Genomic DNA, 24,860 nt, shown 5'->3' with positions numbered 1-24,860 from the left:
CATCTGCAATGTCACAGAAATTCAGCACCGGCAGCTTTCGCTGGTTGTCTGTCTTAGCTAGCACTGCCCTGCTAGTAGCGGGGTGCTCCGCTGGCAGCACCGCCAATTATGCGCGACCCGGAAGCGCGGATGCGATCGTGTTGGCCTCCACCTCTGCAGCACGCTCTCTTGATTTCACCAACGCCGGTGGTTCTGCGGCTCCGAGCGCACTGCTTCCCGACGTATACGAAACCCTGGTACGCATCGATAGCGCAGGCGAAATCGCCCCGTTTTTGGCCACCGATTGGCAGGTTTCAGATGATCGCACCGAGTATGTTTTTCAGCTGCGCCACGACGTAAAGTTTTCGGATGGCACGCCTTTTACTGCCGAAACAGCAGCTTTTAGCATTCACTATGTGCAAAATGAGTGGACGAATGGTTTGAAGTCCGGCATGGATGTCGTCGCTGCGGCCGAAGCCTTGGACGAGCACACTTTGCGCGTGCAGCTAAAGCATCCGGATTCGCAATGGCTGTGGTCAATGGGCACCACTATCGGGGCTATGATGTCGCCTACCGGGGTGGAATCATTAGCCAGCGATCCCGTCGGCACGGGCCCTTTGCTCGTGGAAAGTTTTGCCACAGGGGAGTCAATTCGATTCCGCCCACGGGATGATTATTGGGGCACTCCTGCCAGCTCGTCGGTGGAGATCCGCTATTTTTCCGATGCCATCTCTTCAGTAAACGCTTTACAGTCCGGGCAAGTCGATCTGGTGTGGGCAATGCAGGCTCCCGAGCTATTGGGCTCACTCGATAGTGAGATCAACGTCGATATCGGCACTACCAATGGCGAGGTCATTTTCTCAATGAATAACAACGCCGTGCCTTTCGACGATCCTCTCGTGCGTCAGGCTGTAGCCTTCGCGATCGACCGGCAAGCCGCCAACGAGGTGGTCTTTTCTGGTTATGCCACCGATACTGCGGGCGCGCCGGTCTCGCCCACGGACCCGTGGTTCACCGATGTGCTTGCCAGAAGCTCCGCTCCTGGCGATTTTTATCCTTTCGACCCAGACCGTGCGCGAGAATTACTTGCTGCAAGTTCCTATGACGGAGAGCTAGTGACGTTGACTGTACCGTCGCTACCGTATGCGAAATTACTGGCAGAATTGGTGTATTCCCAGTTGCGCGAGGTGGGTTTTCACGTGGCGGTGGAAACCGTCGAATTTCCCGCGGTGTGGCTGAACCAGGTGCATGGCGCGGCGGATTATCAGGCCTCCATCATCGCGCATATGGAAGCCCGGGACACTGAGCACATGTTCGGCAACCCAGATTATTATTTGGGCTATGACAATGCTCGCGTCCGCGAGCTTTTCGACGCCGCAGGACGTAGCTCCGCCCCTGCGGAAGAAATAACCGAGGCTATCGCGCAGATCATGGCAGATGCCGGTGCACTGAGCATTGCAAATTTGCCCAATATTGTGCTTTCTTCTCCAGCAATTTCTGGGGTGCAGCCAACGATGGTCACCGATGCGATTGAGTTAGCTCGCCTTCGGGAGGCATCATGATTCGTGCCCTGGCCCGGGTTTTCGCACGGTTCGCGGTCTTGTTGGCGTTAGCGTCAGTGCTAATTTTCCTGTTGCTTCGCGCAGCCCCCGGCAACCCGGCGCGGGTGGCCCTTGGGGTTTCTGCTAGTGACGAAGACGTCGCGAAGCTTTCTGCGGCACTCGGGCTGGATCGTCCATTGCTGGTGCAGTACCTCGATTGGATCACCGGTTTGCTCGGTGGTGATTTCGGTACTTCGCTGGTGTCGCAAGAAAACATCACTCCCCTGGTCTGGGACCGTGCGCAGGTCTCGCTGATTTTGGTGGGGTTGGCCATGACGTTGTCCTTGGTGATCGCGGTACCAGTGGGCACCTGGCTGGCATATCGGCATGGTAAGCCGGATGCCGCGGTGTTGTCCGGACTGGTGCAATTGGGCATCGCAGTGCCGTCGTTTCTTTTAGCGGTTGTGCTCGTCGCTATTTTTGCTGTGCATTTGGGCTGGTTACCGGCTGGTGGCTGGTTACCGCCGGAATATGGTTTTGCTGGTTTCCTGGCACGCCTGGGGTTGCCGGTGGTGGCTTTAGCTTTGGTGCAGGCAGCAATTTTGACGCGCTATGTGCGCTCTGCCGTGTTAGAAGTAATCGAACAGGACTACGTGCGTACCGCCCGGGCCAGTGGGTATACCCAATTGCAGGCTTTAGGCAGGCATGGCCTGCGCAACGCTACCCTGCCGGTATTGACGGTAGCCGGGGTGCAACTTGCGACGCTAGTGGCCAGCGCTGTGGTCATAGAACGGGTATTTGTCCTTCCCGGTTTGAGTTCCATGTTGTTGGATGCGGTCAATTCCCGGGATTTACCAACTGTGCAATCGCTGGTGATGGTGTTGGTGTTTTTCACTTTAGCGGTCACCCTGTGTGTGGACCTCGCTTACCGGTTTATTGATCCGCGGTTGCGGCGTGGCAAGGTGGTGCGTGCATCATGAATCCAGCCATACAGAAAAGTTTCTCCCTTTACTTGGGGGCCAGCATTGTAGGTGTGGTCGTGGTGCTGGCGGTGGTTTCGTTGTTTTGGGTTCCACACGACCCGGTGCAGGCTGTCCCAGCTGATCGCTTGCACGGACCATCGGCACAGTACTGGTTGGGCACGGACCGCTTCGGCCGCGATATTGCTTCCCGTCTTTTCGTGGGCGCGCAGGTGAGCCTATTCGTTGGGGTCATTGCCGTGAGCATTTCTGGATTACTGGGTATTCCATTTGGGGTGTGGGCAGCCATGCGTGGTGGCTGGACAGATGTGGTGATTATGCGAGGTGCGGATTTACTGCTTGCCTTCCCGGCGCTGTTGTTGGCGATTGTTGCTGCGGCGGTGTTCGGGCCATCGGTGCTTACCGCGATGTTAGCCATTGGGGTCTCTGGGGTTCCAGGCTTTGCTCGCGTCGCGCGTGCTGGCGCGCTGCAAGTGCTCACGCAGGATTATATTTCGGCGGCGCGCATTTCCAAGGTTCCAGAGCTGGTCATCGCATGGCGCCATATTTGGCCAAATATTCGCGCGATGGCCATTGTGCAGGCGTCGGTGGCGTTTTCCCTGGCGATTTTGGCCGAGGCCGCACTAAGTTTCTTAGGCCTGGGTGTCAGCCCACCGCATCCATCATGGGGGTTAATGCTGCAGGCAGCGCAGACCCAACTGGGTACTTCTCCACTGCTGGCGGTCTGGCCGGGGTTGGCAATTGCTCTGACCGTGTTGGGCTTTAACCTGCTTGGCGACGGCCTGCGCGACGTTCTGGATCCACGCCGTGCAGCACATTGGAGGACGCGATGATGAGTGCACAAGAAAGCACGATGAGCCGGGCGCAGGCACCAAGTCTGTTAGCCGTGCATGCACTGCAGGTTCACGCTGGGGATAAGGTTCTGGTCAACGACCTCAGTTTTTCTCTTAGACCGGGTCAGCGTCTTGGGATCATTGGGGAGTCTGGGTCGGGAAAATCACTGACGGCTTTGGCCCTGCTGGGGCTGTGCCCGCGTGGCGTACAAGCTACCGGCTCGATCTGCATCGATGGTGAGGAAATGCTGGCTGTGCGCAGGCGTGCCCGTAGGCAAGAGAAGCGCTGGGGTCAGCTACGCGGGACACGCATCGGCATGGTTTTTCAGGAACCAATGAGCGCATTGGATCCTTTGATGAAAATCGGTCGGATGCTAGGCCACAATGCCCGCCAGCTGTTGGCCGAGGTGGGTCTAGAACCGGATTTTGTTTCCCGTTTCCCTTTCGAATTGTCCGGTGGTCAGCGTCAGCGGGTGTTGTTGGCACTGGCTATATCCCAGGATCCGGACATCCTGGTCTGTGATGAGCCGACCACGGCACTGGATGTCCTTGCCCAAGATGAGGTACTCGGTGTTATCGAACGCTTGGTTCGCGAACGTGACATGGCGTTGTTATTCATCAGCCATGACTTGGATGTTATTCAGCGCATGTGCAACGACGTGTTCGTTCTGCACAAAGGACACGTCGTGGAGCGTGGTGCAAGCACACAGGTATTCCAGAGTCCGCGTGAGCCTTATACGAAACAGCTGTTGGCGGCGTCTCGTTATCAGCTCCCCGCCCGCACGGCAGGCACAAAATCGGGCTCCCAGGGTTCCTTCAGTGCCCTGGCCAAGGCCGACCCGATCATCGAACTGGAGGGAGTCACACACGCCTATGGCACAACTCCGGTGCTGCGCAATATCAGCCTGCAGGTGCGCCGAGGTAAGCGTCTAGGAATCGTGGGTGCGTCCGGTTCCGGGAAATCCACCCTGCTGAAACTCATAGCAGGATTAGAGGCCCCGACCACCGGGAATATCGAGGTCAAAGCCGGGGTGCAGATGGTGTTCCAGGATCCGTTTTCTTCGCTGAACCCACGGCTACGCATTGGCCGCATCATTGCCGAGGGTGGCGGCAGCGATGAGCGCAGCGGCGAGATTCTGGCCGAGGTCGGTCTGCCAACAGATGCCACCGGACGTCTGCCACACGAGTTTTCCGGCGGCCAGCGTCAGCGCATTTCCATTGCCCGTTCCGTTGCTGGTCACCCGGATATTCTGCTTGCCGACGAAGCTGTCTCCGCACTCGATGTTTCTGTGCGCTGCCAAGTGCTCGACCTGCTCGATTCGCTGGTCGATGATTACGGACTAACGTTGGTATTCGTCAGCCATGACCTGCACGTAGTGCGCCAGATCTGCGATGAGGTGATTGTCATGTGCGACGGGCAGATTGTGGAGGCCGGCGCCGTCGACAAGATCTGGCAGGATCCGGCTGAGGATTACACCGCCCGTCTGCTAGCGGCTGCACTATACCGCAAAGCAGCCGGAAAATAGCCGGAATAGCCTGCACAGTAGGCTTGCACAGCGGCTTTAAAAATCGCGCACCTTATCGCGTAACACGTCAAAGATTTCTGCGCCAGCATAGCCGATGCCGTCATGTTGATACAGGTTGGTCACGTGCAGGCGGCAGTCCGCGTAAGCACGCGCGGTGTCATACGACAGTTCGAATGGCACATACATGTCATCGAAATATGCAGCTGCGGCCGAGACTGGGGCAGTTGCCAAAATTTCCCGGTCATAAGGCGAGGTCTGGAAATCATGCTGCGCCAGGTCGTGCGCACCTTGCCGGAAGGCATGCAACGCAGGGTCCTCATCGAATTGCCACGGGAAGACGTGTTCGCCAGTGAGGTAGAACGGTTCCTGCGAACGAGGGTCGGCATTTTCTTCGAAACCTGGGATTTCTTCGCGGATGCGGTGCGCGGACCAGTTGGTAGCGCCTGGGGTAACCACACCGCCATAGATGGACTCGTGGATCGCGGCGTACAACGGACCATCAGCGAAAGATACCATGCCGGCGACGCTGGTCAAGAAGTCTGTCTTCAGCCGCTTTTCGCCGCCGACAGTGCGGAATGGATCTTCGAATAAGTATGCCAAGGTGTGGAATCCCGGACCCTGCCCCAGGGTAATACCGACGGTGCGCAGGCGGCGTGAACTCAGCCGCTCGCCCGTCGGCAAGAGTTCTTGGGACTGATCCAGGTGGTGGCAAACCTCCCGGATGCGCTCATCGATCCAGGGGTACTCGCGATACATGGCGTGGTGGCGAGCCCGCACTTTGTCGAAGGTGGAACGGTAGACATCATCGATGCCCACGCTGGTGGCGGGTAGGCCACCGGTGAGGTACGCGTGCTCGATTGCCCCCGGGTAGCGCGAGAGGTAGGAGGTGATGCAGAAGCCACCAAAGGATTGCCCGAACAAGGACCATTTTTCGATGCCCAGAGCTTTCCGTAGGGCTTCGGCATCGTCGACGATATAGTTTTGCTGGAGTTTTGATAGGCGTTCGACGCTTAAGTCTTCGGCTGGGCTGGCGCTATCGATGCGGTGGGAGCGGCCGGTGCCGCGCTGGTCTAGCAGGATGAAACGGAATTCTTCCAGGGCTTTGCCTATCACCCCGCCGATATCTGAACCGGCGACTTTACCTGCACCACCAAAGGGGCGTGGGGCGGGAAATCCCGGGCCACCCTGCAGGTAGACGATGGCGGGTTTATCTTCATTGCCGTCGGCGTAAATTTCGCGGGCGTAGAGCTCGAAGCTGCCAGCGGAGGCATTCTGTGGGTCCCAAGGGACGGTGAGCGTGTGTTCTTTGAGGTTATGACCAAAATGACGACTGGAAGTGGTTTTCAGAGACATAACTTATGTCTAGTGATGCATACGCGACGCGTCAAGGTTTTAGTTCGGCCCGGACTCTTCTTCGAGCCTGCAGTATGCACCACTTCGCCCTCTGCGGCACCGCCCCGGGAATACTTGGGGGCGGAAGGCCAGAGAAATTTTTGGGCCCCGTGGAATTTCGGGGGGGGTGAATTCCACGGGGCAGCGCCTCCAACAGGAGGGCCAGGGCCACTCGGGGGGGGTGGTGGCCAAGGCCACGGCCTGTGAAGACATTTCCTACTATAACGAAAAGATGCTATCGCAGCAAACCTGTCTTCTTGCCTAAAGAAAGACTCCTCCACAACACTTTTGACCAGGATTTTTGCGATAACCACTGTGGCCCCCAAATGGGGAAACCACGTTGTTGTGCGATTGTTTTCGGCTCCGTGTATTTATATAACCCCTCTGCACCATGCCGACGCGACACCCCCGATTCTTTATACCCACCGATGGGGCTATCAATAGAGGCCCACCCTGCCACATAACCGTCATTGATATTGACCGATCCGGCATGAATACGTGGGGCGAGCTTCCAAGCAGTTTTTGGTGCAGCAAATATCGAAGAATTCAGCCCATAACAGGTGCCATTTGCCGCTGCGACGGCGTCGTCAACATTCGCCACCGGCTGGATGTACACGACTGGGCCAAAGACTTCTTCGCGCAGCAGCCTGGCGCTGTCTGGGACATCGAGCAGAATCGTCGGCTCATAGAAATACTTCCCCAAATCCGGCCGGGGTTTCCCACCAGTGAGCACGCGGGCCCCGGCGCGCTTGGCATCGGCGACGAATTCTTCCACGGTTTCCAGCTGCCCTGCACTAACCAACGACCCCACCTGGTTTTTCCAGTCCAACGCGCCGCCGAGCTTTTGTGCACGGAAGGAATCTGCGAGCCGCTCACAGAACTCCTGGTAAATATCCTGGTCGACATAAATACGTTCAATAGACACACAAAGCTGGCCGGTATTCGACAGACATGCGTGCGTTATCGCCCGCACCGCGGTATCCAGGTGGGCATCACTGGCGACGATCATCGGGTTTTTGCCACCCAATTCCGCAGAAAACCCCACCAAGCGCTTACTGACTTGCTCCGCCAAAACCTTCCCAGTGGCGGTCGATCCAGTAAACATCAAAAAGTCACAGTTCTCGGCAATCGCGGTACCCACTACCCCGCCGGAGCCAATTACCACAGTAAACACGCCGTCGGGAAGCCCTGCTACAGACAACAAATGTGCAATCAGCAAGGAAGTGAATGGAGTTTGTGAATCCGGCTTGGCAACAACCGTATTGCCTGCCAGCAACGCCGGAATTGCATCAGAAATACCCAAGCTAAATGGATAATTCCATGGGCTGATCTGCCCGACCACGCCTTTCGGATCATGGTGCAGGTAGGTTTTGGTCAAGACCGGCATTCCACCACGCTTTTTCTGTGGGCGCAGCAATTTCGGTGCTTGCCCGGCATAATAACGAGCATTATTAGCCACATCGGTAACTTCGTCGAACGCTCCTGCCCTGGCTTTGCCCGTCTCCAGCTGCACCAGGTCCATGATCAGCTCACGGTTGCTGAACACGAGATCATGAAACTTCGATATGATTTTCGCGCGCTTCTTCACTCCCAATTGGTGCCATTCGGGCTGCACAGCACGCGCGGCACGAAAAGCAGCACAGGTGGCGTCGGCACCAACTTTCGGCACCCAACCAAGTGGCTGCTGCAATAAAGGGGATTCAATGTCAATGCGCTCCGGCGCTGCTACGTCAATGCGCTCCGGCGCTGCCATGTCTACAGAATCGTGACCCGCAAACGCAAAAGAACGTAGGTGTTCCGCGAATTTCTCCGGCAATGGTTCTAAAGACAAGCGTTTCGGGACGGCACGTTGGAAGGTCATGCCCCGCAATTATAGCTGGCACCAGCTACTACTCCGGATTTTTTATGAAGCACTTTTCTTTAATTGCTTGTAGGTGTTACCGGAGCAACCACATCGGCATCGTTGCTACCCGAGTTTTCCGGGATTTCGCTAGAAAACCGTCGCACGATCGCAGAATACAAAGCTCCAGTAATGTTGTGCAGCACAGCAGCGACTGCACCAGGCAAGGCTGCTTCAGGGGTGAAAAATTTCGCAGACATGCCCGAAGACAATCCGGCTGATTGGGTTCCGATTTCCACCGCCATCGTTCGGTTATAGGATGGCGGCATCTTCAATAAAGCTCCAGCTGCATAGCCTAAGAGGTAGCCAAAAACATTGTGCAACAAAACGGCAATAATGACGATCACGCCTACCTGCGCAAGCCGCTCTCCGTTATTAGCGACTGTAGGAAACACCACTCCCCCGATGCCGAGAATGGATACCCACGGAAGAATAGGGGTAAGTTTCGCAATCACAGTGTCAAAGATGCAGCGCAGAATCAGGCCACCAACCACCGGAACCAGCACCGTCTGTGCCAAGGTTAGCGCCATACCGACACCATCGATAGCGATGTCTTCCCCAGCCAAAGCCAGCATAAGCAGAGGAGTCACAATCGGTGAAAGCAACGTGGAAACGGATGTCATCGCCACCGACAGCGCAACGTCGCCCCGTGAAAGGTAGGCGATCACATTTGACGAAGTACCACCCGGCACCGACCCCAGCATCAACAACCCCACGGCAAGGGCCGGGTGCAGCCCCAATAGCTTGGCGACACCAATTGCACATAGCGGCATAATCACGAACTGCCCCGCCACACCGATGAACACGGGCCACGGTCTACGTGCAATTTCTTGAAAGTCTGGGATGGTCAATGTCAGCCCCATCGCAAACATGATCACCATCAGAAAATAGGTAATCGCCCCACTCAAAGGTACAAAAGGTGCGGGGAAGAAATACGCAATGATGGTTCCGACCAGAATAAAAGCCGGAAAGGCAGTCACGGCAATGGCTGCGGAGCGGTCCTCGGAGGTTTTCATTCAAATAGTATGACGGATCACACGCGCAGTGTCAGTTCACAGCCAATTTTCCGGGTATTTTTATTCAACCGAGTGCCGATCCCCCTTGTTGCGCACGCTTGGTCTCACCGTAATGCCTGGGCTTGCCCGGTGCTCACCCCCCCGGGTTGTCTACGATGTCTTTGCAGAGTCAATCGAGATCAGCATTATTCATCGGCCATGCGTTCGAGTTTTTCGCGCAGGCGTTGATCTTTACGTTCTACCTCAGCGGCCATATTCTCCTGATATTCCGCCATGGCGTCGACAAGTTCCGGCTGCCCCGCCGACAAAATCCGCACTGCTAACAAACCAGCATTTTTCGCCCCATCGATCGAGACCGTAGCCACTGGAACCCCGGCCGGCATCTGCACGATAGATAGCAAGGAATCCAGACCATCTAAGTTCTTCAGCGCTCGTGGAATACCAATCACCGGAAGCGGGGTTGCCGCCGCCACCATGCCCGGCAAATGCGCAGCGCCACCAGCACAGGCCAAGATGCACTTGATGCCACGAGTGTGCGCTTGTTTCGCATAGGCCAACATTTTTTCCGGGGTGCGATGGGCGGAAACCACACCGACCTCAAAAGGCACCCCGAACTCCGCAAAGACTTCTACGGCAGGCTTCACCGTGTCCCAATCAGAATCCGACCCCATAATGAGCCCGATTACAGGACCATTATTCTTTGGCGTTTCCTTCTGCGCAGCTTCTTGGCTCATCTCTGGCTCCTTCTTGTGCTCACAGTGGCGTCTTTTCCGCCGTATCTGTGTTCGTGCTGTCTAGCTGATGTTCAGACTAGCCGGTATAGCCGTCGTCCCACCTGGCATTAACCACGAAATTAGCAGCCAGCTTGGCTTGCCGACGAACTTCCGCAACGTCTGCTGCTTCGCCTGGGTTAGCATCTGCGGCATCGCCAGGGTTAGTAACAGCACCACTGATGTTCACATGCCCCATCTTGCGACCTGGACGATAATCCTTGCCATATAAATGCACCTTGGCCTGCGGAAAACGCTGCCAGACTGCACGCACACGTTCGCGCATCGGCATCTCGGGATCAGATTCCCCACCCAGCACATTAGCCATGACAGTCACCGCCGCCGTAGGTTCCGTAGCACCAAGCGGATAGTCCATCACCGCACGCAGGTGCTGTTCAAACTGGGAAGTCACGCACCCATCCTGGCTCCAGTGGCCGGTATTGTGCGGGCGCATCGCTAACTCATTGACGCTCAACTGCTCTGCACCGGTTGCATCCCGGTAGTAGAACAACTCGACAGCTAATACGCCGGTGACATCCAGTTTTTCTGCGACTGTCACCGCCAGCTGCTCAGCTTGCCGACGCAGTGTTTCGGAGATTCCAGGAGCGGGTGCGATGGCCTCGGCGCATACTCCCCCAGATTGCACCGATTCCACGACCGGCCAGGTCTGCACCTGCCCGGATGGCGCACGCGCGACCATGGCAGAGAGCTCGCCGACGAAATCCACCTTGGTTTCTGCCAATAATTCCACGGCTTCGTCCAGCAATTCGTCGACAAGAGCTTCCAGGTGCTCTACCGATTCTGGGAACCACACGCCTTTGCCATCGTAGCCACCACGGCAGGCCTTCAGGCAGACCTTGCCGTCGTGCTCATCCCAGAACGCACGGGCGGTTTTGGCATCCGTGATCGGCGCAAAGACTGGCACCGGCACGCCAAGCTTTTCCAGGTTACGCCGCATTACCAGTTTGTCCTGCGCATTTTCCAAAGCCTCGGGGCCTGGTTGGATATTCACACCCTCTGCCTGCAGCGTGCGCAGATGCGCAAGTGGAACATGCTCGTGGTCGAAGGTAATGACATCAACACCATGGGCAACCGAGCGCAAGTCATCCAGGTTGCGGTAATCCCCCACAAACACATCGCTGGTGACCTGTGCAGCCGAAGAATCAGGTTTGCCTGCCAGCACGCGTAAGGATTGGCCTAATTCGCTAGCTGCCGGAGCCATCATGCGCGCCAATTGCCCATCACCGACGACGGCGACAACAGGAAGATCAGCAGCAGGCGTCGGCACGCCCCGGGCGGCACGGGCGGCCTCGCCCGGATTCTCTTGCACGTTATTGGAGGAGTGATTCTGGGATGGGTTAGTCACAACTGCACATTGTAATCGTGCTCGCACTATGCGGAAAAGACAGCGGAAAATCCGCGTACAAACCCGCGTACAAACTCGGCCTAAAAATATGGACTCGGGTGCAAGGCGTTTTTGATTTCACCAACCACCTTTTTCGATTTCGGTACCCCACCGAAATACAGCGGATACGAAAACCCGCGCACTGCCAAAGAAATCCCTTTGCGACGCCGCGCCACATCCAATACCTGATGCAAAGGAATAGAATCTACTTTCGCGGTCAGCTTCGCGGGGCGTGCGACGATCCGCTGGTTAGTGACGATGAAGCGTTGTTTGCGGTTGCGCAGCAGTGGCAGCACAAAACGCCATACCACCAGTAGCATCCACACCGCCACCACGCTGTTGTGTAGCAGCGCCGGATCGAGCAGCTCGGTATTCAACTGTGCGAGGTTATGGGGATTGTCCAACCAGCCAATCCCCATCCACGCCAGGCCGGTAAGCAGCACGACTTCCAAAAACGGGAAAACCAGGTTGCTGTTTGGCGCGGTCATATCTACCAGCACTTGTTCGTCTGGCTTTATGGACAGGCCACGGCTACCGCCTTTCCGCATGCCCGCCATTAGCTATAGTTCCCATCTTTACGGCGCAAATGGGAGACATCACCGGCAGAAAACGCGTTGCCGTCGATGCTGATGCGGCCATCATCGGTGACGGTATCGACAGTGCCTTCGATGGCTTCCGAATGGGTTTCCAGGCGCACCCGCGCTCCAATTGAGGCGCATGCCGCGCGGTAATCGTCCAGCAACTGCGGGTCGTTATCCTGCCATTGCTGCATGCGCTGGTGGAAGTTACGCAACACATCTGCCGCGATCTGCGTGTGATCTGTCGTTTTTCCGGCAATCTGCAAACTAGTTGCATGCGGAACAGGCAATTGCTCCTCGCTTAGGGCCACGTTGATGCCCCAGCCGACTACCACGCGGGCTGCCGTTGGTGCCGTCGCACTGGCACCAGCTTCTGCCAAAATGCCGCACAGTTTCTTTTCACCTAGCAGCACATCATTGGGCCATTTCAGCCGGGTACCACCGATCGCATCTGCTACTGCTAGCCCGGCAGCCAGTGGGATAGTGCCAATGCGGTCCAGAGAGGTAGGCGTGAGCAGCACCGACATCGCCAGATTTGCCCCGGCTGGGGCTTCCCACACACGCCCTAAACGACCTTTGCCAGCGGTTTGATTAGTGGTGATACGCACAGTCCACGGCCCAGCGTCGGCGTCGGCAAGCAAATCGGTATTCGTCGATTCGGTGGATTCCGCATAGGAAACAGTGGCGAACTCGAGTGCGTCGGCAAGCTGGTGGGCATCAAAACTCATGGTCAATATTCTACTGGTGCTACATTGCTTGCATGGCAAAAGTCACGTTTGATTCGGTCACTATCCAGTACCCCGGCGCAGCATCCCCATCGGTCGCCGGGTTGGATCTAGAGATTGCCGACGGCGAATTCTTGGTGTTAGTAGGTCCATCAGGCTGCGGCAAATCCACCACCTTGCGCGCACTGGCCGGGCTGGAAGACATCAGCTCCGGACGCATTCTCATTGGAGAAGAAGACGTCACTGGCACCGAACCTGGGCAGCGCGATATAGCAATGGTGTTTCAGAACTACGCCTTGTACCCACACCTAACCGTCGAACAAAACATGGGCTTTGCGTTAAAACTGGCGAAAGTGCCGAAACGTGAAATCGCCGAAAAGGTTGCCGCCGCCGCGGAGATCTTAGGGCTGACGGAATACCTCAAGCGTAAGCCGAAGGAACTCTCCGGTGGCCAGCGCCAGCGCGTAGCCATGGGCCGGGCGATCGTGCGGGAACCGAAAGCTTTTTTGATGGACGAACCGCTATCTAACCTGGATGCAAAGCTGCGGGTGCAGACACGTTCTGAGTTGGCTGCTTTGCAACGACGCCTAGGTACTACAACGGTATATGTCACCCACGATCAGGTAGAAGCCATGACCATGGGTGATCGCGTGGCGGTGTTGAAAGACGGTTTGTTACAACAGGTTGCCCCGCCCCGTGAGCTCTATGAGCACCCGGCCAACGAATTTGTCGCCGGGTTTATAGGTTCACCAGCGATGAATATTTTCTCAGCCGACACCGGCAGCAGCGCTGCCGACAGCCCCGGCGCGACCGGCAGCGTCGGGGAGCGCGGAGGCATTCGTTTCGGCGTGCGTCCGGAAGATATGCACATTCACGCAAGCAAAGAAGTTGCAGGCGCGAGCACGATTCCCGGTGCACATGACACCATCGCCGGCACCATCGAGATTGTCGAAGAGCTCGGCGCTGAATCCTATATTTATGTCTCCCCAACTGACGGGCCTGCGGCTTCCCTGGGCGGTGCCCCCGAGTGTTTTGTCGCACGATGGACCGCCGATACGCGCCCGAGACGCGGCGAAAAGGTCACGTTGTCTTTTGACCCGGCGAAAGCTCACCGCTTCGATGCCAAAACCGGGCAGGCGCTCCAACAGCCCCACTAGTTTCCTACCGCAACACACCCCACACGGGGGTGATTTGCCAGAAATCTTCTCGTACCCGTGTGGGTTCGCCTTAAGGTTAGACCACACCTGTGTGTACACAGCCACTTGCGAGCCACCCGTACGGCACGTCACACAAGAACCATAAGAAAGGTGCTTCTTCCATGACTTCCCAGCCACTCAAGACCACCACGCTGCCATCGCTCCGCGCGCTCGCTACCGGCCGCACGGGAAAGGTCGCTGCCACGGTTTTCGCATCGTCGCTGATGCTTACTGCTTGTTCCGTGGAAAATACCGCAGAATCTGACTCCATGACAGACTCCACAGACAGCAAGGCAGAGAAATCGGCTTCGGGTGAAGAAGGTCGCGGGCCGATCACCTTCGCGATGGGCCGAAACGATACCGACAAGCTCACCCCCATCATCGAGAAGTGGAACGAAGAGCATCCCGATGAGCAGGTCACGCTAGAAGAACTCGCCGGTGAAGCCGACGACCAGCGCGAGACCCTGGTGCAGTCGCTGCAGGCTGGCAACTCGGATTACGACGTTATGGCACTGGACGTGGTCTGGACGGCAGATTTTGCTGCCAACCAATGGCTGGAACCACTCGAGGGCGACTTTGAGGTTGATACCTCGAACCTGCTGGATGCCACCGTGGAATCCGCCACGTACCGCGATACGTTGTACGCATTACCGCAAAACACCAACGGCCAACTGCTGTTCCGTAACACCAAGCTGGTGGATTCCGAACCAGAAAACTTTGCTGATCTGACGCAATCCTGCGCCGATCTCGACGATTCTGCCGAGTGCCTGACTCTGCAGTTGAAGCAGTACGAGGGCTTGACCGTCAACACCATTGGCTTTATCGAAGGCTGGGGTGGCTCTGTCCTAGATGGTGACGACGTCACCGTAGATAGCGCCGAAGCCGAAGCTGGCCTGCAAGCACTGGTTGATGCCTTCGAAGACGGCACCATCTCCTCGTCGTCACTGTCTGCTACCGAAGAAGAAACCAACCTGGCGTTCACCGGTGGCGAGACCGCCTATGCCATTAACTGGCCATATATGTACACCAACGCTGAAGAAGCCAGCGCCACCGCTGACAACTTCGAGGTATCCCCGCTCGTCGGCAAGGATGGCGTCGGTGTGTCCACGCTGGGTGGCTACAACAACGGCATCAACGTCAATTCGGAGCATAAGAAGACTGCTTTGGACTTCATGAAGTTCATCATCAGCGAGGAAAACCAGACCTCATTCGCAGAAAACTCCTTCCCACCAGTGTTGGCATCGATCTACGAAGATGAGTCGCTGGTAGAGAAGTTCCCATACCTGCCAGCCCTGAAGGAATCACTGGAGAACGCGGCACCACGTCCGGTTTCGCCGTTCTACGAGGCCATTTCGAAGGCTATCCAGGACAACGCTTATGCTGCGTTGCAGGGCGACAAGCCGGTGGACCAGGCTGTTGCTGACATGAAGAAGGCTATCGAGGCCGCTTCCAACTAAAATGCCTGCACGCACTACCTGGAGTTCGCAACTTCGGCAGGCTGGTTGGCTCATTGCCCCAGCTTTGATCGTGCTCGCCATCGTGATTGGTTATCCGGTGGTGCGCGCGATCTTCTTGTCGTTTCAAGGTAACCGCCGACTCGACCCGGAAACCGGGCTTTTTACCGAAGGCGGTTTCGCCGGTCTAGAGAATTACCTGTACTGGGTCAATAGCCGATGCATGGGTTCAGACGGCACGGCGATTACCTGCCCACCGGGTTCTTTGGCCACGGATTTTTGGCCAGCGGTGGGGATTACTCTCTTTTTCACCGTCGTCACGGTCAGCCTGGAAATCATTCTGGGCATGGCGATGGCGCTGATCATGAATGGGAAATACCGCGGCCGCGGGCTAGTGCGCGCTGCTGTGTTGATCCCATGGGCAATTCCGACAGCTGTGACCGCGAAGTTGTGGCAGTTTATGTTCGCAGACCACGGCATAGTCAATTCGTTGCTGGACGCCAATATTCACTGGACGACGGACCCGTGGGCTGCACGATTCGCGGTAATCATCGCCGATGTGTGGAAAACTTCGCCGTTTATGGCTTTGTTGATCCTCGCTGGTCTACAGATGATTCCCGATGAGGTCTACGACGCCGCCAAAGTCGACGGCGCAAGCCGTATGCAACGCTTTGTTCGCATCACATTGCCGCTGGTGAAACCAGCACTAATGGTCGCGATATTGTTCCGCACCCTAGACGCACTGCGTATGTACGATCTGCCAGTGATCATGATTTCTGGTTCCTCGAATTCTCCAACGGCGGTGATTTCCCAGCTGGTCGTGGAAGATATGCGCCAGGGTAACTTCAATTCCGCCTCTGCCCTTTCCACGCTGATCTTCCTGCTCATCTTCGCGGTGGCGTTTTTCATGATCCGCTTTTTCGGCGCTAATGTCTCCGGCAGCCCACGTGGTCGAACCAGCCCTGACCGTGGTCGGCGCGCACGCGCGAAGGCTGCCCGTCGGCAAGCAAAACAAGGGCAAGCAAAACAGGAACGCACCGCAACACCGCAGGAGGTGTCTTAAATGAGCACGGCACGATCTCAGGCAGTTCCACGCGCACGTGCCCGCCGCGGTTCTTCGCAACTATGGCACTACCTGGGCTTAGCGTTCATCATTTTTTGGGGCCTGGCACCGTTTTATTGGATGGTGGTTACCGCACTACGCGATTCCAAACACACCTTCGACACTACACCGTGGCCCACACACGTCACTCTGGATAACTTTGCCGATGCTTTGGCCACCGACAAGGGCAACGACTTCCTAGGCGCGATCTTCAATTCGTTGTTGATTTCCTTGGCGACGACTGGCCTGGCCGTCGCTGTCGGTGTGTTTACTGCTTATGCGATTGCGCGTCTGGAGTTTCCGGGCAAAGGCTTTATCACCGGCCTGATTCTGGCAGCTTCCATGTTTCCCGCGATCGCCCTGGTTACCCCGTTGTTCCAACTGTTCGGCGATCTGGAGTGGATCGGGATGTACCGGGCGATGATTATCCCGAATATTTCTTTCGCTCTCCCTTTAACCGTCTACACGCTGGTGTCTTTCTTCCGACAACTGCCGTGGGAGTTGGAAGAAGCTGCGCGTGTCGACGGCGCATCGCGCGGGCAAGCTTTCCGCTTGGTGCTGCTGCCGCTGGCTGCCCCGGCACTGTTTACCACGGCAATTATCGCTTTTATCACCACCTGGAATGAATTTATGCTGGCGCGTCAGCTCTCCAACCGCGATACCGAACCGGTGACCGTGGCTATCGCGCGTTTCTCCGGACCTTCTGCGTTCGAATACCCGTACGCCGCCACCATGGCTGCTGGTGCACTGGTGACAATCCCGCTGATCATCATGGTGTTAGTCTTCCAGCACCGCATCGTCTCTGGACTGACTGCCGGCGGAGTGAAAGCCTAAACCTGATGCGGGAAGACCTCGCGTGGCAAGCCATTGCCGGTTTTGTCGGTTTTTTCACCGTGCTGTCCGGCATCCAGGCAGTCTGGAACATATTCCAGGACGAACCGGGGGTTGTGCCGGCACTTTTGTTTGCAGGCATGCTTGTACTGAGTTTCTTGGTCTGGCGTACTCGACCATAACCCGCCAGCCACACATCTCCAGCCACATATCTCCAGTCACGATTCTGGCGTGGCTCACCTTCCCCACTACGAAACCACGAACGCTACAGTTTTGTTTTGTGACTAAACTCACCTACAGAAAAACGTGCTTTCTCTTACAAAACCAGCCTATAGTCTAAACATGACTATTTCCTCACCTTTAGAGAACTTGGCTGCGGAAACCACCGCGGAAAAGATCGCTGACCTCAAACGCCGTCGGGAAGAAGCCCACGCGCCGATGGGCCCAGCCGCGCATGAGAAGGTGCGCTCGCAAGAGCGGCTGACCGCACGTGACCGGCTGGATTACCTACTCGACGAAGGATCTTTCGTCGAAACCGACCAACTCGCCCGCCACCGGACACAGGACTTCGGCATGGGGGCACGCCGCCCAGTCACCGATGGCATCGTCACCGGCTGGGGCACCATCGACGGCCGCGAAGTCTGCATCTTCTCGCAGGACGGCACAGTCTTTGGCGGCGCACTCGGTGAGGTCTACGGCGAAAAGATGGTGAAAATTCAAGAACTAGCTATCACCACTGGCCGCCCACTCATCGGTCTCTACGAAGGCGCTGGCGCCCGCATCCAAGATGGTGTGGTCTCGCTGGACTGGATTGCGCAGACTTTTTATCAAAACATCCAAGCCTCCGGCGTCGTGCCACAGATTTCGGTCATCATGGGGGCCTGTGCCGGCGGCAACGCCTATTCCCCGGCCCTGACAGATTTCGTGGTCATGGTGGATAAAAAATCCAAGATGTTTGTCACCGGGCCGGACGTCATCAAAACTGTTACCGGCGAGGAAATCACGCAAGAAGAACTCGGTGGCGCCTCCGCCCACATGGGCCTGGCCGGCAATTCACATTTCACCGCCGAAACTGATGAAGAAGCCCTCGACTGGGTACATGACCTGGTTAGCTACCTGCCGACATCCAACCGAGTGAGCCCGCCGCGCGAACACCATATTCCGGAAACTGGCGCTATCGAAGAACACCTTTCTGCTGCCGACCAAGCGCTGGATTCCATCATCCCGGATTCCCCTACCCAGCCGTATGAGGTCCGCGATGTTATCGAAGCGCTCACCGACGACGGCGAATACCTAGAAATCCAGGAAAAGCGCGCCGAAAACGTGGTGATTGCTTTTGGTCGCATCGAAGGCCAAACCGTCGGCTTCGTCGCCAACCAGCCCCAGGTCTATGCAGGTTGTTTGGATATTGATTCTTCCGAAAAGGCCGCGCGGTTCATCCGCACTTGCGATGCCTTTAATATCCCCATCGTGTTGCTTGTCGACGTCCCGGGCTTCTTGCCCGGTGCCTCACAGGAATACGGCGGCATTCTACGCCGAGGCGCGAAGCTGCTATACGCCTATGGTGAGGCCAGCGTTCCCAAGATCACCGTTACCATGCGCAAGGCCTACGGTGGAGCGTATTGCGTCATGGGTTCGAAAGGCCTGGGAGCCGACGTGAACTTGGCTTGGCCAACCGCGCAGATCGCAGTCATGGGCGCAGCCGGAGCCGTGGGCTTCATCCACCGCAAAGAGTTGAAAAAAGCCGCCGACGAAGGCCTGGATACCGCTGCCCTGGCCGCATCATTTGAGCGCGAGTACGAAGATTTCATGCTCAATCCTTACAAGGCCGCCGAACGCGGCTTGATTGATGCCGTGATCCTGCCGAGCGAAACACGCGGCATGATCGCACGCAATCTGCGTTTATACGCGGATAAATCTGTCGCCCGCCCGGCACGCAAACACGGCAACATACCACTGTAATTTCGCCATCCACCGTAATTTTCAATTAGCTTTCCGAAAGGATAATCAAATCCATGTTCCCCGCAGTAACCCCCACAGGCTCCCCACTGTTTTCCATCACCAAAGGAAACCCTTCTGACGACCAGCTAGCAGCGCTATCTGCAATCGTATCCTCACTGGCAGCACGCCCCACCCGCACCACAGCAGCCCGCACCCCACAGACCCGACGCCTTGTGGCCGACATTGGACGCGAGTACCAGCCACTACAATTCCCGCATGTACGTTTCTACTAAATATTCCAGTATCATTTCCTGGTTTGGTTCCTGTTCTCTAAACTAGAAGATTATGACTGCTTCCCAACCGGATATGACTACCACCGCAGGCAAGCTCGCCGACCTTGCCCAGCGGCTAGAAAACGCAGCGCGGCCCGTTGGGGCTGAGGCCGTCGACAAGCGCCACGAGGCCGGGCAACTCACCGCACGTGAGCGTGCCGAGCGCCTATTAGACGCCGATTCTTTCGTCGAAACCGACGCACTTGCTCGACACCGGGTCAGCGATTTCGACTTAGAGCACAACAAGCCACTCACCGATGGCGTAGTCACGGGGTACGGCACCATCGGCGGGCGTCGAGTATGCGTCTATTCCCAAGACAACACTGTTTTCTCTGGGCAGCTCGGCGAAGTCTATGGCGAAAAGATCTGCAAGATTTACCAGCTGGCCACCAAAACCGGCCAGCCAATCATCGCTATTCACGAAGGCACCGGCCCGCGCTTTGCCGAAGGGATTGTCACCCTCGCGATGTACTCCAAGATCTTGTCGCACATGACCGCAGCATCGGGCGTAATCCCACAAATTTCGGTGGTCACTGGGCAAACCACTGGGCTGCATGCATTTGGCCCAGCTTTTTCAGATGTCACGATCATGGTGGATGGCGACGCCAGCCTGCACCACGCGAGCGAAGCAGCCATCGCTCATGCCACCGGAACTCGCCTGGATACACAAGCGTTGGGAAGCGCACAGGTACATGCCACCGAGTCCGGCACCTGCCACCTGCGCGCTGAATCCGACGCGCAAGCATTAGAACTAGCACGCACCGTCGTCGACTACCTGCCAGTAAACAACATGGCAGAAGCGCTGCGGACCGAAGCAGAAATCCAGGTCGGCTCCGTACAAGACAACGTCACAGACACCGATTACCAATTGGACGATCTCATTCCAGATGACACCTTCGCCGCCTATGATGTGCGCGAGGTACTTAATATCGTCACCGATGATGGCATTTTCGAGCTGCAAGAAGAATACGCACCGAATATCGTCACCGCTTTCGCACACGTCGAAGGCCGCGCCGTGGGAATTATCGCGAACCAGTCCGCACACCAATCCGGTGCTCTCACCTCCCAAGCAGCCGAAAAAGCCGCCCGCTTTATCCGCACCTGCGATGCCTTCAACACCCCAATCATTGAGTTTGTGGACTCCGCAGACTTCGTACATAGCGCCGACGAAGAGCGCGCCGGGCTGCTGCGCCGCGGAGCTAAGTTGGCTTATGCCTATGCCGAAGCGACAGTCCCGAAGGTCACAGTGATTTTGCGCAAAGCATTCGGCACCTCGTACGTATTCATGGGTTCGAAGGATTTGGGCGCAGACCTGGTCTATGCGTGGCCAACCGCCCAGATCGCCATCGCCGGAGCCGAGGAAACTGCACGCGGTATTTATGGTGCCCAATTCGAAGACGCAGCAGACGGTGCCGAGAGCCTGGCAGAAAAGGCCACAGAGCTGGAAGAAAAATTCATCCACCCCTACGCTGCCGCCGAACGTGGCTACGTCGACGCTGTCATCCCTCCGAATGAAACCCGTGGCCAACTAGTAGAAGCTCTCCGCATGCTGGGCCGCAAGGTGGTAACGACACAGCCGAAAAAACACGGCAATATCGCACTATAAAAATTCGCGTTACAAGCATTCGTGCTACAAGAACCTGGAGAAGCTGTGGAATCTTTTTCTATCGTCAACGGCACCCCAAACGACAGTGAGCTCACTGCTTTGTCGGCCGTTCTCGCACAAGTCGATGCCCGGGCCCGTGCGGAAGCCGCCGGGGTCTATGCCCCGCATAACCGCTGGGGCACGGGACGCACCCTTGCTGGCCGCCCAGTGTATAACCCTTCCGCCTACCGGAATGCGCACTTTGACTAAACACAACGCACAACCCGCACAGCCTGCACATCCCGTACCGCGTATAGTTCTCGCTTCCCAGTCGCCTTCCCGCGCTGGGATTTTGCGTTCGGCCGGCGTCGAGCCCGTGATAGAGCCCGCCGATGTGGATGAAGACGCCATCCAGGCTGAACTTAGCAACGCCAGCCCCAGTGAAATCGTGACTGCACTGGCGCACGCCAAAGCACAAGCCATCGCGCGAATTTACCCGAATGATGTGGTCATCGGTGGTGATTCCATGCTGCTTCTCGACGGCGTATTGCAAGGTAAACCGCACACTGAACAAGCCACGATAGCGCGGTGGCGTGCCCAAGCCGGCCGCAACGCCCAGCTGTTGACCGGGCATTGCCTGATATTTGGCGACGAAGCATACACTGAGGCCGCCACAACTGACATCGCCTTTGCACAAGCCAGTGAAGCTGATATTGCTGCCTACGCGGCGACCGGTGAGCCATGGCAATGCGCCGGTGCTTTCACACTCGAAGCACTCGGTGGTTGGTTTATTGATCGTATCGACGGCGACCCGTCATCAGTAATTGGTTTATCGCTGCCAGTCGTGCGCCGCGCGCTGTATCGCTTTGGCTTTGGCGTTTCTGACTTCTGGAATGCTTAACCACCTTTAACCACGCAACCTGCGGCATCTTCTTGCGGAATCTCCAGTAGTCTATGGGCATGGAAATGAAAGACATGCTTGCCCCAGAGCCATTGAAATTGCCTGCCGATCCGGCACAGGCACAGGATCTACAAGCGGCAGAAACCGCACTGAAATTCCCAGAAAGCCCCCTGGTGTGGGCCTTCCGGGCCGAAGAGACGCTGAAAATGATCAGCGACGACGAAGCCGAGTCCATTTCTTCCTTGTGGGCTTCACAATCTACTTCCGAAGGTTTATCCCGGAACGAAACTAAACTAATTGCTTATTCCTGCGCCCGCACCGGCTACCACCGTGGCCTAGACCGTCTCCGTGCAAACGGCTGGAAGGGCTGGGGCCCAGTTCCGTTTTCCCACGAGCCCAACCAGGGTGTGTTGCGTGCGATCGCCGCGCTGGCACTGGCCTCGAAGGCCATTGGTGATGACGACGAATACGATCGCTGCCGCCAGATGCTTTCTGATGCAGATCCTGGCAGCGTCGAAAAGCTGCTGGGCGAAAGCAGCTGAACCTCAACGCGCAGCGTTTAGCTGTTCGCTGGCTTCACTGCCTTCGCTGCCTTCGCTGCCTTCGCCGCCCGGGCCTCCACACGGGAGATAACCTCGGCGGCGATTTTTTCTTGAATGCCAGATTCCAGCTGCGAGCTAAAACCAACGCAAGAGCAGTTGATTTCACCGAGCACGTAAGCATCGCGGGCTTGCTTGTTTTGGCCAATACTCTCGGCGCCCGTGTTTTCGGTACGCACGCTTTCTGCTCCATCGTCGCCGTCGGCCAGAATAAAATCAGCGGTCCACAGCAATGGCATCGTGCCACCCAATTCACCGCCCAAACGCTCAGCAAGCACCGGGCGGAAACGATCAAACACGGCCAACAAATCCGGCCATGCCTCCGGGGCATCATGGGTGTAGTGCGCACCAGAAAATAGCGTCGCCGAGAAGTTGTTGCCGCCCGCAGCAGGCTTCTTGTGAATCACCGAAACCGGAGTATCACCGACAACCAAGACACGGATCTCGCCTTCCACAATGCGCGGCAAAAAGCGCATGTCTACGAGCATGCCGTTGTCGCCCTCCAGATAGGCCTCACACTGCGTCATGAATTCCGCCAGCGTGTGGGTTTCAGTATGGTTGTCCACGGCCTCGGTACAGGTGACCCGGGCACCGCCCGCCACCGGTTGCCCAGACCCAGGCCGCGCAGATTCGTCGGCAAGCTGTACCCGCCAAATGCCCTCCCCGGTAGAGCCGCGGTTTTGCTTGAGCACACGCTCACCGCCAGCTAGGGACATTGGGAAAGCCTGCCGGAAGCTGTCTACGTCGTAATACGCTGCGGTGTCTGCGGGAACCAGCGGAGTGTCATTCAGCTTGACCAATGCGTCTTTCGCGCCATACGCCAGCATTTCTGCTGGGCGGGAGAATGCGGCCAGACCGGCGTCGGCAAGCCTTTCTAACAAGGCAAAATACCCTTCCTCGCCACCAGGGATATTGCCCGGGTTTACTCGCGAGATATAGGCATCGAAGGAGCCGGACACGTAGTCGAATAATTTATCGGACCACTCCGGGCGGTACACAACCACTTCCGCGTGCCAGCCTTGCGCCCGCAAAGCATCAAGAATGGGCTGGGTATCGACGCGGTTGCCGTGGATGGTTTTGTCGTTTCCGCCTTCCACTTCAAAGACTACGACGGCCCGGTGGATTGCGTCTGCTGCGCGCGTGGTGTCAGGTTTCTGGGCGTCCGTGCTCATGGCTGCTCCTTGCATAGGAAGTTTTCGATAAGATTTAATGGTGTACTTTCCCGCCGTCTGAAAGGCTAACCCGTGGCTATTGCATTCGATAACCATCCCTCGTTTCGGGAATATGCGGAACCTGGACGGTTAGTTTCCGCCTCGTGGCTATCCGCACGCTTGGGCGTAAAAGGTTTGCACGTCGTTGAGTGTAATGAAGACTCCGTGCTTTATAACATCGGGCACTTGCCGTCCGCCCTGCGCATCAACCCCGACGAGCTGATTGACCCCACGACCTTGGACATTATCGACGGCGAGGGTTTTTCCGCGCTGTTATCCCGCCTGGGCATTGGCCGGGATGACACCGTGGTTTTCTATGGTGATCGGAGCAACCGGTGGGCGTGCTTCGCGCTGTGGGTTTTCGAGTTGTTTGGGCACCCGGACACGCGCATTTTAGATGGTGGCCGTGAAGGCTGGATGCAAGAAGAACGGGACACTTCCCTTAGCCCGGCGTTGGTGCTGAGCCCATCGCATTATCCGGTGTGCGAACGCGATGATTCCGACGCCCGAGCATTTGTGGATGAGCTTGCCGACGACGATTCCATAACAGCAATCGATGTGCGCTCTGCCGCGGAATTTTCCGGGTTGCCTAGCGAGCAGGCAGCAGCGCACTCGGAGCTGGGATCAGGCCCTGGTGCGGTGACGGCGCGTCGACAAGGTCACGTTCCTGGCGCTAAGCATTTACCGTGGAAATCGCTGATAACTCCGAGTGGCATGTTCCGTTCCCGTAAGGAGCTCGAGAAAGTCTGGCCAGCACAGTCAAGCGTAATTTATTCGCAGGTAGGCGCACGCGCCGCACTAGTGTGGTTCATTGGCCGGTTCTTGTTGGGGCACACAGAAACTCGAATTTATGACGGCGGTTGGTCCGAATGGGGCAACATGGTCGGCATGCCTATTGAAACGGGCAGTGACGCCGAAGAATAAAGCGACGGCGAAAAATAATTAGCCGATGCCGCGATTTTGGTTTTTGCACGATTTTCGGCATGATTTTGGAACACAAACCAAAACCTGATGGTTTTCTCATGTTTTGGTGTGTAAGAATAGACTGAGACGGATTCACGAA

Annotated in this window: 24 protein-coding genes; 16 read left to right on the top strand and 8 right to left on the bottom strand. The window is 56.9% G+C overall.

What is annotated here, in order from left to right; genetic code table 11:
- Nucleotides 1–8 precede the first annotated feature (8 nt).
- The 4 genes from HMPREF1292_RS05605 to HMPREF1292_RS05590 are packed head-to-tail and all read left to right on the top strand — an operon-like array spanning nt 9 to nt 4,859.
- A complete protein-coding gene (locus tag HMPREF1292_RS05605) occupies nt 9–1,541 on the top strand; it encodes an ABC transporter substrate-binding protein (protein WP_023019086.1) in 1,533 nt (510 codons plus the stop codon).
- Nucleotides 1,538–2,500, top strand: a complete 963-nt coding sequence (locus HMPREF1292_RS05600; protein WP_023019085.1) for an ABC transporter permease — start codon at nt 1,538–1,540, stop codon at nt 2,498–2,500. The genes HMPREF1292_RS05605 and HMPREF1292_RS05600 overlap by 4 nt, the downstream gene beginning before the upstream one ends.
- Nucleotides 2,497–3,333, top strand: a complete 837-nt coding sequence (locus HMPREF1292_RS05595) for an ABC transporter permease (RefSeq protein ID WP_023019084.1) — start codon at nt 2,497–2,499, stop codon at nt 3,331–3,333. Before HMPREF1292_RS05600 ends, HMPREF1292_RS05595 begins: the two co-directional genes overlap by 4 nt.
- Entirely contained in the window at nt 3,330–4,859 is a 1,530-nt protein-coding gene (locus HMPREF1292_RS05590) for an ABC transporter ATP-binding protein (RefSeq protein WP_023019083.1), read from the top strand. Before HMPREF1292_RS05595 ends, HMPREF1292_RS05590 begins: the two co-directional genes overlap by 4 nt.
- 36 nt (nt 4,860–4,895) lie before the next feature.
- Here HMPREF1292_RS05590 and HMPREF1292_RS05585 read toward each other — a convergent pair whose 3' ends face one another.
- The 7 genes from HMPREF1292_RS05585 to HMPREF1292_RS05555 all read right to left on the bottom strand — a co-directional run bounded on the left by HMPREF1292_RS05585 (nt 4,896) and on the right by HMPREF1292_RS05555 (nt 12,648).
- A complete protein-coding gene (locus HMPREF1292_RS05585) occupies nt 4,896–6,206 on the bottom strand; it encodes an alpha/beta fold hydrolase (RefSeq protein WP_369707194.1) in 1,311 nt (436 codons plus the stop codon).
- A gap of 280 nt (nt 6,207–6,486) precedes the next feature.
- Entirely contained in the window at nt 6,487–8,112 is a 1,626-nt protein-coding gene (locus tag HMPREF1292_RS05580) for a succinic semialdehyde dehydrogenase (RefSeq protein WP_023019081.1), read from the bottom strand.
- 59 nt (nt 8,113–8,171) lie between these two features.
- Nucleotides 8,172–9,167: a bile acid:sodium symporter family protein gene (locus HMPREF1292_RS05575; protein WP_023019080.1), complete on the bottom strand. Its 996-nt coding sequence runs from the start codon at nt 9,165–9,167 to the stop codon at nt 8,172–8,174.
- A 185-nt stretch (nt 9,168–9,352) separates the two neighbouring features.
- Entirely contained in the window at nt 9,353–9,901 is a 549-nt protein-coding gene (gene purE / locus HMPREF1292_RS05570; RefSeq protein ID WP_021351826.1) for a 5-(carboxyamino)imidazole ribonucleotide mutase, read from the bottom strand.
- A gap of 76 nt (nt 9,902–9,977) precedes the next feature.
- A complete protein-coding gene (locus tag HMPREF1292_RS05565; RefSeq protein ID WP_027017588.1) occupies nt 9,978–11,225 on the bottom strand; it encodes a 5-(carboxyamino)imidazole ribonucleotide synthase in 1,248 nt (415 codons plus the stop codon).
- Nucleotides 11,226–11,383: 158 nt separating this feature from the next.
- Complete coding sequence (locus HMPREF1292_RS05560) at nt 11,384–11,899, bottom strand: hypothetical protein (protein WP_021351828.1); 516 nt, start codon at nt 11,897–11,899, stop codon at nt 11,384–11,386.
- Complete coding sequence (locus HMPREF1292_RS05555) at nt 11,899–12,648, bottom strand: biotin--[acetyl-CoA-carboxylase] ligase (protein ID WP_021351829.1); 750 nt, start codon at nt 12,646–12,648, stop codon at nt 11,899–11,901. The genes HMPREF1292_RS05560 and HMPREF1292_RS05555 overlap by 1 nt, the downstream gene beginning before the upstream one ends.
- Nucleotides 12,649–12,680: 32 nt before the next feature.
- On the opposite strand from HMPREF1292_RS05555, the gene HMPREF1292_RS05550 reads away from it, so the two are divergent.
- The 11 genes from HMPREF1292_RS05550 (at nt 12,681) to HMPREF1292_RS05505 (ending at nt 22,529) form a co-directional block, all read left to right on the top strand.
- Nucleotides 12,681–13,802 carry an ABC transporter ATP-binding protein gene (locus tag HMPREF1292_RS05550; RefSeq protein ID WP_023019078.1) on the top strand — a complete coding sequence of 374 codons (1,122 nt, stop codon included), beginning with the start codon at nt 12,681–12,683 and terminating at the stop codon, nt 13,800–13,802.
- A 263-nt stretch (nt 13,803–14,065) separates the two neighbouring features.
- A complete protein-coding gene (locus HMPREF1292_RS05545; protein WP_232218038.1) occupies nt 14,066–15,298 on the top strand; it encodes an ABC transporter substrate-binding protein in 1,233 nt (410 codons plus the stop codon).
- A gap of 1 nt (nt 15,299) precedes the next feature.
- Entirely contained in the window at nt 15,300–16,358 is a 1,059-nt protein-coding gene (locus HMPREF1292_RS05540; protein ID WP_023019076.1) for a carbohydrate ABC transporter permease, read from the top strand.
- The gene (locus HMPREF1292_RS05535) at nt 16,359–17,231 is read left to right on the top strand and encodes a carbohydrate ABC transporter permease (RefSeq protein WP_023019075.1); all 873 of its coding nucleotides are present in this window, start codon (nt 16,359–16,361) and stop codon (nt 17,229–17,231) included.
- 5 nt (nt 17,232–17,236) lie between these two features.
- The gene (locus HMPREF1292_RS11245; protein ID WP_023019074.1) at nt 17,237–17,410 is read left to right on the top strand and encodes a hypothetical protein; all 174 of its coding nucleotides are present in this window, start codon (nt 17,237–17,239) and stop codon (nt 17,408–17,410) included.
- A gap of 160 nt (nt 17,411–17,570) precedes the next feature.
- Complete coding sequence (locus HMPREF1292_RS05530) at nt 17,571–19,190, top strand: acyl-CoA carboxylase subunit beta (RefSeq protein WP_023019073.1); 1,620 nt, start codon at nt 17,571–17,573, stop codon at nt 19,188–19,190.
- Between the two features lie 53 nt (nt 19,191–19,243).
- The gene (locus HMPREF1292_RS05525) at nt 19,244–19,462 is read left to right on the top strand and encodes an acyl-CoA carboxylase subunit epsilon (RefSeq protein ID WP_023019072.1); all 219 of its coding nucleotides are present in this window, start codon (nt 19,244–19,246) and stop codon (nt 19,460–19,462) included.
- Between the two features lie 52 nt (nt 19,463–19,514).
- Nucleotides 19,515–21,107, top strand: coding sequence for an acyl-CoA carboxylase subunit beta (locus tag HMPREF1292_RS05520; protein WP_023019071.1), 1,593 nt, complete (start codon nt 19,515–19,517; stop codon nt 21,105–21,107).
- Between the two features lie 45 nt (nt 21,108–21,152).
- On the top strand, nt 21,153–21,356 hold the full coding sequence (locus HMPREF1292_RS05515) for an acyl-CoA carboxylase epsilon subunit (RefSeq protein WP_021351839.1): 204 nt from the start codon (nt 21,153–21,155) through the stop codon (nt 21,354–21,356).
- Nucleotides 21,349–21,987: a nucleoside triphosphate pyrophosphatase gene (locus tag HMPREF1292_RS05510; protein ID WP_024272631.1), complete on the top strand. Its 639-nt coding sequence runs from the start codon at nt 21,349–21,351 to the stop codon at nt 21,985–21,987. Before HMPREF1292_RS05515 ends, HMPREF1292_RS05510 begins: the two co-directional genes overlap by 8 nt.
- 59 nt (nt 21,988–22,046) lie before the next feature.
- On the top strand, nt 22,047–22,529 hold the full coding sequence (locus HMPREF1292_RS05505) for a DUF3151 domain-containing protein (protein WP_023019069.1): 483 nt from the start codon (nt 22,047–22,049) through the stop codon (nt 22,527–22,529).
- Between the two features lie 17 nt (nt 22,530–22,546).
- On the opposite strand, the gene HMPREF1292_RS05500 is transcribed toward HMPREF1292_RS05505, so the two are convergent.
- Nucleotides 22,547–23,710: a Cj0069 family protein gene (locus tag HMPREF1292_RS05500; RefSeq protein WP_051137449.1), complete on the bottom strand. Its 1,164-nt coding sequence runs from the start codon at nt 23,708–23,710 to the stop codon at nt 22,547–22,549.
- A gap of 120 nt (nt 23,711–23,830) precedes the next feature.
- On the opposite strand from HMPREF1292_RS05500, the gene HMPREF1292_RS05495 reads away from it, so the two are divergent.
- Complete coding sequence (locus tag HMPREF1292_RS05495) at nt 23,831–24,721, top strand: sulfurtransferase (RefSeq protein WP_023019067.1); 891 nt, start codon at nt 23,831–23,833, stop codon at nt 24,719–24,721.
- Nucleotides 24,722–24,860 lie beyond the last annotated feature (139 nt).

Source organism: Corynebacterium sp. KPL1995 (assembly GCF_000477935.1).
Lineage (GTDB): Bacteria > Actinomycetota > Actinomycetes > Mycobacteriales > Mycobacteriaceae > Corynebacterium > Corynebacterium pseudodiphtheriticum.
The sequence above is the reverse complement of the archived record's forward strand: the minus strand, read 5'-3'. Positions and strand labels throughout refer to the sequence as shown.

Bases quoted from the DNA above. Each gene is read 5' to 3' on its own strand.
- HMPREF1292_RS05605 (WP_023019086.1), top strand. From the start codon at position 9: ATGTCACAGAAATTCAGCACCGGCAGCTTTCGCTGGTTGTCTGTCTTA.
- HMPREF1292_RS05600 (WP_023019085.1), top strand. From the start codon at position 1,538: ATGATTCGTGCCCTGGCCCGGGTTTTCGCACGGTTCGCGGTCTTGTTG.
- HMPREF1292_RS05595 (WP_023019084.1), top strand. From the start codon at position 2,497: ATGAATCCAGCCATACAGAAAAGTTTCTCCCTTTACTTGGGGGCCAGC.
- HMPREF1292_RS05590 (WP_023019083.1), top strand. From the start codon at position 3,330: ATGATGAGTGCACAAGAAAGCACGATGAGCCGGGCGCAGGCACCAAGT.
- HMPREF1292_RS05580 (WP_023019081.1), bottom strand. From the start codon at position 8,112: ATGACCTTCCAACGTGCCGTCCCGAAACGCTTGTCTTTAGAACCATTG.
- HMPREF1292_RS05575 (WP_023019080.1), bottom strand. From the start codon at position 9,167: ATGAAAACCTCCGAGGACCGCTCCGCAGCCATTGCCGTGACTGCCTTT.
- purE (WP_021351826.1), bottom strand. From the start codon at position 9,901: ATGAGCCAAGAAGCTGCGCAGAAGGAAACGCCAAAGAATAATGGTCCT.
- HMPREF1292_RS05560 (WP_021351828.1), bottom strand. From the start codon at position 11,899: ATGGCGGGCATGCGGAAAGGCGGTAGCCGTGGCCTGTCCATAAAGCCA.
- HMPREF1292_RS05555 (WP_021351829.1), bottom strand. From the start codon at position 12,648: ATGAGTTTTGATGCCCACCAGCTTGCCGACGCACTCGAGTTCGCCACT.
- HMPREF1292_RS05550 (WP_023019078.1), top strand. From the start codon at position 12,681: ATGGCAAAAGTCACGTTTGATTCGGTCACTATCCAGTACCCCGGCGCA.
- HMPREF1292_RS05545 (WP_232218038.1), top strand. From the start codon at position 14,066: ATGCTTACTGCTTGTTCCGTGGAAAATACCGCAGAATCTGACTCCATG.
- HMPREF1292_RS05540 (WP_023019076.1), top strand. From the start codon at position 15,300: ATGCCTGCACGCACTACCTGGAGTTCGCAACTTCGGCAGGCTGGTTGG.
- HMPREF1292_RS05535 (WP_023019075.1), top strand. From the start codon at position 16,359: ATGAGCACGGCACGATCTCAGGCAGTTCCACGCGCACGTGCCCGCCGC.
- HMPREF1292_RS11245 (WP_023019074.1), top strand. From the start codon at position 17,237: ATGCGGGAAGACCTCGCGTGGCAAGCCATTGCCGGTTTTGTCGGTTTT.
- HMPREF1292_RS05530 (WP_023019073.1), top strand. From the start codon at position 17,571: ATGACTATTTCCTCACCTTTAGAGAACTTGGCTGCGGAAACCACCGCG.
- HMPREF1292_RS05525 (WP_023019072.1), top strand. From the start codon at position 19,244: ATGTTCCCCGCAGTAACCCCCACAGGCTCCCCACTGTTTTCCATCACC.
- HMPREF1292_RS05520 (WP_023019071.1), top strand. From the start codon at position 19,515: ATGACTGCTTCCCAACCGGATATGACTACCACCGCAGGCAAGCTCGCC.
- HMPREF1292_RS05505 (WP_023019069.1), top strand. From the start codon at position 22,047: ATGGAAATGAAAGACATGCTTGCCCCAGAGCCATTGAAATTGCCTGCC.